This is a genomic window from Kitasatospora sp. MY 5-36 (assembly GCF_001182915.1).
Taxonomy (GTDB): Bacteria; Actinomycetota; Actinomycetes; order Streptomycetales; family Streptomycetaceae; genus Kitasatospora.
Window position 1 is genome coordinate 1 of record NZ_LFVW01000157.1, and the last position, 10,329, is coordinate 10,329.

8 protein-coding genes and 1 rRNA gene are annotated in these 10,329 nt (G+C 72.4%); 8 read left to right on the forward strand and 1 reads right to left on the reverse strand.

Features of this window, described 5'->3' with window-relative positions; genetic code table 11:
* A 5S ribosomal RNA gene (rrf, locus tag AE652_RS11930) occupies window positions 1–69 on the reverse strand; the annotation flags it as partial.
* Window positions 70–467: 398 nt separating this feature from the next.
* Between rrf and AE652_RS11935 the strand changes: the two genes are divergently transcribed.
* The 8 genes from AE652_RS11935 to cydD form a co-directional block, all read left to right on the forward strand.
* Complete coding sequence (locus tag AE652_RS11935) at window positions 468–1,256, forward strand: response regulator transcription factor (protein ID WP_304414264.1); 789 nt, start codon at window positions 468–470, stop codon at window positions 1,254–1,256.
* A 12-nt stretch (window positions 1,257–1,268) separates the two neighbouring features.
* The gene (locus AE652_RS11940) at window positions 1,269–2,768 is read left to right on the forward strand and encodes a cell wall metabolism sensor histidine kinase WalK (RefSeq protein WP_049651266.1); all 1,500 of its coding nucleotides are present in this window, start codon (window positions 1,269–1,271) and stop codon (window positions 2,766–2,768) included.
* Between the two features lie 260 nt (window positions 2,769–3,028).
* Complete coding sequence (locus tag AE652_RS11945) at window positions 3,029–3,928, forward strand: LAETG motif-containing sortase-dependent surface protein (protein ID WP_049651267.1); 900 nt, start codon at window positions 3,029–3,031, stop codon at window positions 3,926–3,928.
* 225 nt (window positions 3,929–4,153) lie between these two features.
* Window positions 4,154–4,420, forward strand: a complete 267-nt coding sequence (locus AE652_RS47350; protein WP_199823080.1) for a hypothetical protein — start codon at window positions 4,154–4,156, stop codon at window positions 4,418–4,420.
* On the forward strand, window positions 4,413–5,774 hold the full coding sequence (locus AE652_RS11955) for an EF-hand domain-containing protein (protein WP_234348349.1): 1,362 nt from the start codon (window positions 4,413–4,415) through the stop codon (window positions 5,772–5,774). The genes AE652_RS47350 and AE652_RS11955 overlap by 8 nt, the downstream gene beginning before the upstream one ends.
* Before the next feature lie 372 nt (window positions 5,775–6,146).
* Window positions 6,147–7,691, forward strand: coding sequence for a cytochrome ubiquinol oxidase subunit I (locus tag AE652_RS11960; protein WP_049651270.1), 1,545 nt, complete (start codon window positions 6,147–6,149; stop codon window positions 7,689–7,691).
* A gap of 33 nt (window positions 7,692–7,724) precedes the next feature.
* On the forward strand, window positions 7,725–8,750 hold the full coding sequence (gene cydB / locus AE652_RS11965; protein WP_049651271.1) for a cytochrome d ubiquinol oxidase subunit II: 1,026 nt from the start codon (window positions 7,725–7,727) through the stop codon (window positions 8,748–8,750).
* A 4-nt stretch (window positions 8,751–8,754) separates the two neighbouring features.
* Window positions 8,755–10,329 (forward strand): thiol reductant ABC exporter subunit CydD (gene cydD / locus AE652_RS11970; RefSeq protein ID WP_049651272.1); only part of this gene is annotated, 1,575 nt, incomplete at its 3' end.

Genomic DNA, 10,329 nt, shown 5'->3' on the forward strand with positions numbered 1-10,329 from the left:
GGCGCTGAAAGGCTTAGCTTCCGGGTTCGGAATGGAGCCGGGCGTTTCCCTCTCGCTATGACCACCGAAATGATCGGGCCGGGCAATTGCTCGAAAGCACTGCCTACGCCTCGCTGTAAATCATAGCAGGAGGAAAAGCGAACGGATTCCGCGGTCCCGAGGGGCCGGTCGCGTCCGGGGGGTCGCTCGCGACCGGGGGTCGGGCCGACCGGCGGGCGGTGTCCACCCACCGGCTCGCGTCGACCCGCTCGGAGGGGGAGCTGGCACGCCGAGGGGGCGCGTCACACAGCGTGCGCGCCCCGTCCGTCGTGTCCACGCCCGTGCGCACACCACCGACCCCACCCCTGTGCGCCGATCGCCCAAAAACCGACCGATAAGGTGTTAATCCAACATTCATCCATGCCGCATAGCCTCCGGGGGCTAGCCTCATGCTGAACGTCATCGTCCGACCGGGAGGCGAAAGCCCCGTGCAAGGCACTGTCACCACACCAGGCGGTTCCACGGTGCCCGGCGGCCAGGGCGAGGCGTTCCTGCTCGTCGTGGACGACGAGCCCAACATCCGCGAGCTGCTCTCCGCCTCGCTGCGCTTCTCCGGCTTCCGCGTCGCCTCCGCCGCCACCGGCACCGAGGCGCTCGAACTGGTCGCCGCCGAGCGCCCGGACCTGGTCGTCCTCGACGTGATGCTCCCCGACCTCGACGGCTTCACCGTCGTCGAGAAGCTGCGCGAGCGCACCAGCCGCGGGCAGATAGCCGGGCCGGCCCACGGGCACCCCGCCGACCACCTGCCGGTGCTCTTCCTCACCGCCAAGGACGGCGTCGGCGACAAGGTCCAGGGCCTGGCCGCCGGGGCGGACGACTACGTCACCAAGCCCTTCAGCCTGGAGGAGCTGATCGCCCGGATCCGCGCCATCCTGCGCCGGGCCGGCGGGCCCGCCGAGGACGGCCGACTGGTCGTCGCCGACCTCAGCCTCGACCCGGTCGCCCACGAGGTCACCCGGGGCGGCACCCCGGTCTCGCTCTCCCCGACCGAGTTCAAGCTGCTGCACTACCTGATGGCCAACGTCGGCCGGGTGGTCTCCAAGTCGCAGATCCTCGACCACGTCTGGGCCTACGACTTCGGCGGGGACCTCTCCATCGTCGAGTCGTACATCTCCTACCTGCGCCGCAAGCTCGACTCCGGCCCGGCGCACGGCCCCAAGCTGATCCACACCGTGCGCGGCATCGGCTACGCCCTGCGCCGCCCCCCGCAGGGCTGACCGGACCCGCTCGTGCCCGCCCGCTTCTCCTCCCGGCTGTCGCTGCGCGCCCGGCTGCTGGTGCTCGTGTTCGCGCTGGTCGCCACCGGGCTCGCGGTCAGCGACACCTTCGTGCTCGGCGCCGTACGGACCCAGCTGGTGGAGCAGCTGGACGAACAGCTCCAGCGGTACGGGCTGCCGCTCTCCCGCAAGCCCCCGAGCCAGGTGGTCGCGCCGGCCGCCGGGAAGCCCCTGGTCGCCGGCCGGCGGGTCAGCCTGCCCAGCCAGTACCTGGTGCAGTACCTCTCCTCGGACGGCAAGGTCCAGGCGCTGATGCGCCAGCCCGTCTCGGACAGCGACCCGGCGCCCCAGCTGGCCGGACTGGACCCGACCCGGACCGCCCCCGACGTCCCCTTCGACCTGCCCGACCAGCGCGGCCGGCACAGCTGGCGGGTGCTGGTGCTGCCGCTCCAGGCCCCCCGCGGGCAGGCCGCCACCCCCAGCGCGTACGCCTCGCCGGCGGTCACCCCGACCTACGTCATGGTGGCGGTCTCCCGCGAGGACATCGACGCCACCATCGGCAGGCTGAGCACCTCCTTCCTGGCCATCGGCGGCGGCGTCCTGGTGCTGATCGCCGCGCTCGGCTTCTTCGCGGTGCGCGCCGGGCTGCGGCCGCTGCGCCGGATCGAGGCGGGCGCCGAGCGGATCGCGGCCGGCGAGCTGTCGCACCGGATGCCGGAGCTCTCCCCGGGCACCGAGGTCGGCCGGCTGTCGATCGCGCTCAACGGGATGCTCACCCAGATCGAGGCGGCCTTCGCGGCCCGCGCCGAGTCCGAGGCCCGGATGCGGCGCTTCGTCGCGGACGCCTCGCACGAGCTGCGCACCCCGCTGGCCGGCATCCGCGGCTTCGCCGAGCTGTACCGGATGGGCGCGCTGCCCACCGAGGCCGACGTCAAGCGGACCATGACCCGGATCGAGAGCGAGGCCGACCGGATGGGCGCCCTGGTCGAGGACCTGCTGGTGCTCGCCCGGCTGGACGAGGAGCGCCCGCTCGACCTCGCCCCGATGGACCTGCGCACCCTCGCCGCCGACGCGCTGCACGACCTCACCGCCCTCGACCCGAGCCGCCCGGTCGCGCTCACCGGCCCGGCCGGCACCGGCGCGCCCGGCGCGGCGCCCGTCCTCGGCGACGAGGCGCGGCTGCGGCAGGTGGTCACCAACCTGGTCGGCAACGCGGTCAAGCACACCCCGGCCGGCACCCCGGTCCGGATCGGGGTGGGCGCCGGCCCCGGCGGCGTCTGCCTGCTGGAGGTCGCCGACTCCGGCCCGGGCCTCACCGAGGAGCAGGCCCAGCGGGTCTTCGACCGGTTCTTCCGGGTCGACGCCTCCCGCAGCCGCGACAACGGCGGCGGCGCCGGCCTCGGCCTCGCCATCGCCACCGCCCTCACCCGCGCCCACGGCGGCACCCTCACCCTGCACACCGCCCCGGGCGAGGGCGCCACCTTCCGCGTCGAACTCCCCCGGCAGCGCTGACCGGATTCCCGCGGGCCGAATGCCGCGAATTCGGCCCCGCCGACCCGAATGCCACGAATTCGGACGTTCGGGGCGCGCTTTTGCCCCGGCTTTGTCGACTCGTCAATTCCCCGGCGAACCCGGAAGGTTCGGCGCCCGGTCATTGCCGGAATCCGGCATGGAGCGTTAAGAATGCGTGTGCCTATGATCGGCGTCGTCCGGCCGTGAGGAACCCTCCGGCCGTGACCCTTGCTTTTCCTTTCGACCCGAAAGGGGTCATCGTGAACCTCCGCCGTTCGCTGGTCTCGGCCGTCCTCGTCGCCGCCGTCGTCTCGCCCGCCGCCGTGCTCTCCGCCGCGCCCGCCTTCGCGGAGTCGGCGTCGGTGACGCAGACCCGGAGCGACAGCGGCTCGATCGCCGAGCTGGAGCAGGCCGCCGCGGCCGCGGCCAAGGCCCACACGGCGGCCGTCGCGAACGAGGCCGAGGTCACGGCCGAGGCCACCGCGTTCCTGAAGGACCCGCAGCCCTACCAGGGCAGGCTCCAGGAGGCGCGGGCCGCCGCCAAGCAGGCCGCCGCGACCAGGGAGACCACCGACAAGGAGGCCGAGGAGGCCGCCCGGGCGTACGGCACCGCCAAGGAGGAGGACCTCCCCAAGGCCAGGGAGCGGATGCTGAAGGCGTTCGAGGCCGCCAACGCCGCCACCGCCGCGGACGAGAAGGCCAAGGCCGCCGTGACCGCCGCGGGCAAGGCCCTGGACGACGCCAAGGTCGAGGCGTTCCGGCGGATCTCCACGGCCCAGGAGGCCACCAAGGCCGCGGCCGCCACCAAGGCCGCCGCGGACAAGGCGCTCGCCGACGCCCGGGCCGCCGCCGCGAAGCCGGTCGAGAAGCCCGTCGAGAAGCCGGCGGAGCAGCCCGCCGCCGGCACCCCGGCCTCGGACACCGCCGCGACCAAGGCGTCCACCGCGACCAGGGCCACCACCGCCTCGAACAGGTCGACCACCTCGACCAGCACCGCGACCACCACGCAGGCCGCCACCACCGGCTCGGCCACCGAACTCGCCGACACCGGTTCCAACCCCGCCACCCCGTACCTCGCCCTGGGCTCCGGCCTCGCCCTCGGCCTCGGCGCCGCCGCTCTCTACGTCTCCCGCCGCAAGCCGGCCCGCTCGGCTTCCTGACCCACCAGGTCCGCGCCCGCCCGAAAGGCGGGCGCGACCACCCCCGAACCGCAGGACAGGCCCCGGCCCGTCCTGCGGTTCCGGCGTTCCCGGCCCCGAAACTCCTCGATCGAGTGAACCCGTTGCCGTTCACCCGGCCGACCCCCAGGTCGCGTGCGACCGTGCTGCCGTTGCTCGCGCGGGCTCGCGCGGGCTGATCACTGGACGGGAAATTGGGGTGTTCCGATGAGCGCGGTTGCTGTTGAGGAGACCGGCGTGGACCTGGACCAGGCGCTGTGGGAGATGTGGAAGTCCATGGACGTCCCCCAGGGCATCCATGTGGAGATCATCGAGGGGTTCGACGCCGTCACCGTCCTCACCGGCCCCGACCCCGAGCGCCGTGCCTACGCGACCTCGACCCGGGTCCCGTACGGCAAGGAGGCCGTGATCCCCGAGGGCCCCGCCAAGGGCTTCGTGATCGGTCCCGAGATCACCGGTGAGCGCCGTGGCTGAACGCGGCGCGTCGTTCAGGCGGGACCTGTCGGAGTGGCGGATCGTGCTGGTCGCGTGGCGGCTGCTGGTGCTGCAGGCGGCGGATCCGGTGGTGGCGGCGGGGATGGCGGAGCACTCGACGTACCGGGCGCACCCGTGGCGGCGGGTGGAGCACACGCTGGGCAGCGGGCGACGGCTGTTCTACCAGGACGCGGACGCGCTGCGCCGGGAGGTCGCGCGGCTGGAGCGGGCGCACAAGCGGATCCGGGGGACGGGGCCGGACGGGCGGCCGTACGACGCCGGGGACGCGGCGACCAGGGCGTGGGTGCTGCTGACGCTCTTCGAGGGCGTGGTCGCGATGCGCCGGCTGGGCGGGGACCGGTACGACGCGGGGGAGTTGGCGCAGGCGTACGCGGAGTTCCGGGAGGCGGTCGCCGTCTTCGACCTCCCGAAGGGCGAGATCCCGGAGACCGTGGGGGAGTTGCCGGCCTACTTCGCCCGGTACGCGCGGGAGCGGCTGGAGCACACCGAGGCGGCGCGCCACCTGTTGGACGACCTGCTGCGCGAGGCGCCCGCGCCGCGCCGGCTCCGGTTCCTCGGCGACGCGGGCTGGCGGGTGGTGCGGGTGGTGGTCGCCCGGGCGATCCGCGAGCTGACGGTGGCGGACCTGCCGCCGGCGGTGCGGGAGCGGTTCGGGCTGGTCCGGACCCGGCGGGCCGCGCTGCTGTCCGCCGTGCTGCACCGCGGTGCCGGTGCGGTCGTCCCGCTCCTCCCGGACCGGCTGCGCTACCGCTCCCCGGAGGAGCACCGGGCGCCGAAGCGCCACCGCCCGCACCGGGACGGCCGGGGGCCCCGGCTGGACCGCTTCTTCCACGAGGTGCTCGACCAGACCGGCGACGGCTTCATCACCGCGCACGACCTGCGGGCGATGGCGCACAACGTGTGCTGGCAGCTGGAGTTGGACGAGGCGGGCGAGGCCCGGGTGTACGAGGCCTTCGACAGCTGGTGGGAGCAGCTGCGCGCGGTGATGGACGCGAACGGGGACGGGAGGGTCAGCCGGGAGGAGTTCGTGGCGGCCACCCTGGCCGGCCTGGACCGGGACGAGGCCTACCTGGAGCGGGGGCTGCTGCCCGCGCTGCGGGCGGTGTTCACCGCGGCCGACACCGACGGCAGCGGCTTCCTGGAGTTCGACGAGTACCGCGCGGTGTTCGGCGGGCCGCGCGTGCACCCGGCGGAGCTGTCGCACGGTTTCCGCCGGCTGGACGCCGACGGGGACGGGCGGATCACCCGGGAGGAGTTCCTGGCCGGATTCACCGGGTTCTTCACGGCCCGCGCCGATTCCGTCCCGGGCACCGAGCTGCTCGGCCGCCCGTAGGACGTGGCCCGTAGAGGCGAGTCCGAAGACAGGCCCTAGCACGCGGATCCCGTCGGGGCGACCGGGTCGCGGGCCTGTCAAGCGCCGGTTCGGCCAACAACGTCCGGCCATCCGCCCGGTCGTTCGTTGCCCCGGCCCGCGGTGGGTCCGCAGACTGTGCGGACCGCGCCGCGGCCCGTGACGCAGCGCACAGCCTGTCAATCCCACCCCACCTGCGGTTCCCCCGTAAGGATGGTGGATACTGCTCCTTGTGAACGTGTTCACGTTCACAAGCGGACAAGCTTGCGTGGTTGAGCAACGGTCTACGGCTATAGATGAAGTTTGTCCGGAAGATGCCCGTCGTCACGCGGGCAGGTTGGGAGAGAGGGCGACGTGGAACTGGCAATCGCTCACGAAACCATCGCGCGATGGCAATTCGGCATCACCACCGTCTACCACTTCCTCTTCGTCCCGCTCACGATCAGCCTGGCCGCGATCGTGGCCGGTCTGGAGACCGCCTGGGTGCGGACGAACAAGGAGAAGTACTTCCACGCCACCAAGTTCTGGGGAAAGCTCTTCCTCATCAACATCGCGATGGGCGTGGTCACCGGCATCGTCCAGGAGTTCCAGTTCGGCATGAACTGGTCCGACTACTCCCGCTTCGTCGGTGACGTCTTCGGTGCCCCGCTCGCGATGGAGGCGCTGATCGCCTTCTTCTTCGAGTCCACCTTCATCGGCCTGTGGATCTTCGGCTGGGACAAGCTGCCGAGGAAGATCCACTGCGCCTGCATGTGGATGGTGGCGCTGGGCACCGTGCTCTCGGGCTACTTCATCCTGGCCGCCAACTCCTGGATGCAGCACCCGGTCGGCTACGCGATCGACCCGGTCACCGGCAAGGCCCAGCTGACCGACGTCGTCCGGGTGCTGTTCCAGAACACCACCCTGGTGGTCGTCTTCCACACCCTGACCGCCGCCTTCCTCACCGGTGCGGCCTTCGTCGTCGGCATCGCCTCCTTCCACCTCTGGAAGGCCAAGCGCAAGCCGGAGACCGCCGACCCGAAGAAGACCGCCGCGATGCGCACCTCGCTGCGGCTCGGCCTGGTGCTCGCGGTCGTCTTCGGCGCCGGCACCGCGCTCAGCGGCGACACCCTGGGCAAGGTCATGTTCGAGCAGCAGCCGATGAAGATGGCCGCCGCCGAGGCGCTGTGGGAGACCCAGGCGCCGGCGCCGTTCTCGGTCTTCGCGGTCGGGGACGTCAGCAAGGGCCACAACTCGGTCGCCCTGGAGATCCCCGGGATACTCTCCTTCCTCGCCCACAGCGACTTCAGCTCGTCCGTCCCCGGCATCAACGACACCGCCGCCGCCGAGGCCGCCCAGCACGGCGGCGACCCCAAGGACTACATCCCGAGCATCTTCGTCACCTACTGGGGCTTCCGCCTCATGATCGGCTTCGGGATGACCTCCTTCCTGGCCGGCCTGATCGGCCTGTGGACCACCCGGAAGAAGCTCTTCCTGCACCCCGAGTTCCGCACCGGCGAGACCGAGGTGCCCCGGCTGATGCTCACCCCCAGGCGCGAGCTGGGGCCGCAGCTGACCAAGTGGAGCTGGCGGATCGGCATCCTGACCATGGGCTTCCCGCTGATCGCCAACAGCTTCGGCTGGATCTTCACCGAGATGGGCCGTCAGCCCTGGGCCGTCTTCGGCCTGATGACCACGGCCAGCGCGGTCTCCCCCAACGTCAGCGTCGGCACCCAGATCGGCGCGCTGGCCACCTTCACCACGCTGTACGCCATCCTCGCCGTCATCGAGGTCCGGCTGCTGGTCAAGTACGCCAAGGCCGGCCCGGTGGTGACCGAGCAGCCGCCCACCAAGGACCCGTCGTTGCGCGGACCGTCCTCGGACGAGGACGCCGACAAGCCGCTCGCCTTCGCCTACTGAGGCGCCGGGACACCGGGGAACTGAGGATCTGACATGCAACTCCACGACGTCTGGTTCGTGCTGATCGCGGTCCTGTGGATCGGCTACTTCTTCCTGGAGGGCTTCGACTTCGGGATCGGCGTGCTGACCAAGCCGCTGGCCCGCAACACCGCCGAGCGGCGGGTGCTGATCAACACCATCGGCCCGGTCTGGGACGGCAACGAGGTCTGGCTGCTGACCGCCGGCGGCGCCACCTTCGCGGCCTTCCCGGACTGGTACGCGACGCTCTTCAGCGGCTTCTACATCCCGCTGCTGGTCATCCTGGTCTGCCTGATCGTCCGCGGGGTGGCCTTCGAGTACCGGGCCAAGAACGACGGCGCCCGCTGGCAGCGGAACTGGGAGGAGGCCATCTTCTGGACCTCCCTCCTCCCGGCCTTCCTCTGGGGCGTGGCCTTCGCCAACATCGTGCGCGGCGTGGACATCGACGCGCAGAAGAACTACGTCGGCACCCTCTGGGACCTGCTGAACCCGTACGCGCTGCTCGGCGGGTTGGTGACGCTCGCCCTGTTCACCCTGCACGGCTCGGTGTTCGCCGCGCTCAAGACGGTCGGCGAGATCCGCGAGCGGGCCCGCAGGTCCGCCCTGGTCTCCGGCCTGGCGACCGCCGTGCTGGCGCTGGCCTTCCTGACCTGGACCCAGGTCGACCACGGCAACGGCCGCAGCCTCGCCGCGATGATCGTCGCGGTGGTCGCCCTGCTCGGCGCCCTGGCGGCCAACCAGCTCGGCCGCGAGGGATGGGCGTTCAGCCTCTCCGGGGCGACCATCGTGGCCGCGGTCGCGATGCTCTTCCTGGCGCTCTTCCCGGACGTCATGCCCTCCACGCTGAACCCGGAGTGGAGCCTGACCGTCGCCAACGCCGCGTCCTCGCCGTACACGCTGAAGGTGATGACCGTCGTGGCGGCGATCTTCACCCCGCTGGTGCTGCTCTACCAGGGCTGGACGTACTGGGTGTTCCGCAAGCGGATCGGCGTCCAGCACATCCCCGGGCACAACCCGGCCGCCCCGCTCGACCAGGCCTGACGCCGTGAAGCCGGTCGACCCCCGACTCCTCGGGTACGCCCGCACCACCAGGGCCTTCCTCGCCGGATCCGTGCTGCTCGGCGCGGTCGGCGCGGCCCTGGTGGTCGCCCAGGCGAGTCTGATCGCCGAGATCGTCGTCCGCGCCTTCCAGCGCGGGGCGACGCTCGGCGAGCTGACCACGCCGCTGCTGCTGCTCGCCCTGACCGCGGTCGGGCGCGGGCTGGTCGGCTGGCTCACCGAACTCACCGCCCACCGGTCCGTCGCCCGGGTGAAGTCCACCCTGCGGCGCCGGCTGCTCGACCACGCCACCGCGCTCGGCCCGTCCTACCTGGCGGGCCGGCGCACCGGCGAACTCACCACCCTCGCCACCCGCGGCATCGACGCGCTGGACGACTACTTCGCCCGCTACCTGCCGCAGCTGGCGCTGGCCGTGGTCGTCCCGGTGATCGTGCTGCTGCGGATCGTCGGCGCCGACTTCACCTCGGCCGCGGTCATCGCCGGGACGCTGCCGCTGATCCCGCTGTTCATGGTGCTGATCGGGATGGCCACCCAGTCCCGGATGGACCGGCAGTGGAACACCCTGTCCCGGCTCTCCCACCACTTCCTCGACGTGGTCGCCGGACTGCCCACCCTCAAGGTGTTCAACCGGGCCCGCACCCAGGCCGCCACCATCGCCCGGATCACCGCCGACTACCGCCGGGCCACCCTGCGCACCCTGCGGATCGCCTTCGTCTCCTCCTTCACCCTGGAGCTGCTCTCCACCCTGTCCGTCGCGCTGGTCGCCGTCACCGTCGGCTTCCGGCTGGTGGACGGCACGCTCGACCTGGAGACCGGGCTGCTGATCCTGGTGCTCGCCCCCGAGGTGTACTTCCCGATCCGCCAGGTCGGCGCGCTCTACCACTCCAGCGTCGAGGGGCTGACCGCCGCCGACGAGCTGTTCCGGGTGCTGGAGACCCCGCTGCCCGCCGCCGGCACCACCCCGGCGCCCGACCTCGCGAGCGCCGTGATCGCCGCCGAGGGCCTGGTCGTCCGGCACCCCGGGCGCACCGAGCCGGCGCTGGACGGCGCCGCGCTGACCCTGCGCCCGGGCTCCAGCACGGCGCTCACCGGCCCCAGCGGCGCCGGCAAGTCCACCCTGCTGGCCGTGCTGCTCGGCCTCACCGCCCCGTCGTCGGGCACCGTCCGGATCACCGCCGCCGACGGCCGTACGACGTACGACCTGGCCGAGCTGGAGCCGGAGAGCTGGCGGCGGCAGATCGCCTGGGTGCCGCAGCACCCGCACCTGTTCGCCGGGACGGTCGCCGAGAACCTGCGGCTCTACCGGCCGGAGGCCACCGACGAGCAGCTCTGGACGGCGCTGCGGGCCGCGCACGCGCTCGACTTCGTGACCGACCTGGCCGCCGTCCTCGGGGAGGACGGCGCCGGGCTCTCCGCCGGGCAGCGCCAGCGCCTCGCCCTCGCCCGGGTGCTGCTCGCCGAGGACCGGCCGCTGGTGCTGCTGGACGAGCCGACCGCCAACCTGGACGGCGCCTCCGAGGCGGCCGTGGTGGACGCCGTCCGGGCGCTCGCCGCCGACCCG